This window comes from Bartonella sp. AP150HLJHH (genome assembly GCF_042196385.1).
Lineage (GTDB): Bacteria > Pseudomonadota > Alphaproteobacteria > Rhizobiales > Rhizobiaceae > Bartonella.
Genome location: NZ_JBHIQC010000141.1, coordinates 1 through 577, shown reverse-complemented (window position 1 = coordinate 577; position 577 = coordinate 1). Strand labels below are relative to the sequence as shown.

General features: G+C 37.3%; 1 pseudogene. It reads left to right on the top strand.

The features are described from left to right. Positions 1-64: 64 nt before the first annotated feature. A pseudogene (locus tag ACFING_RS10115) lies at positions 65-577 on the top strand (integrase); the annotation flags it as partial.

The window sequence follows — 577 nt, the reverse complement described above, 5'->3', positions numbered from 1 at the left end:
GAATGTAAATGTTGCGTATGATCTTTAATCACTCATTTGAATGAGAGAGCCTATAAACGCTTTTATGGCTATCAAACAAATTACTCAACATGGCAAAATTGTATGGTATGTACGTATTGGTCACGGTAAACGCATTAGAATACGCGGTACCTATGGAACGCAAGAGTTTGTTGATAACTACAAAAGCGCACTTGCCGAGTTACAAGGGCTTATACTTCCTAAATCCAAAACCGGTAAACTTGTTGAAGGTTCATTTGCATGGCTGCTTAAACAATACTTTAACAGCTCTAATTGGCATAGCTACTCTAATACTACAAAGAAACATATTATAGCCGGTGTTGAACGGCGTAAAGATACACCAGCAATGGCTAGAAACTTTCTGAAGTCCCTTAATGGTCTTTTTAATTGGGCAATTGATCAAGGTCTTTTGGAAAATAATCCAACTTTAGGCGTTAAAAAACCTCCTCTTAAAAATAAAAGCGGCTTTCCTGTTTGGACAAAAGAAGATGTTGAGAAATATTATCAAAGATGGTCCCATGGTACCCATGAACGTGTCTGGATTGATGTCCTTTTGTAT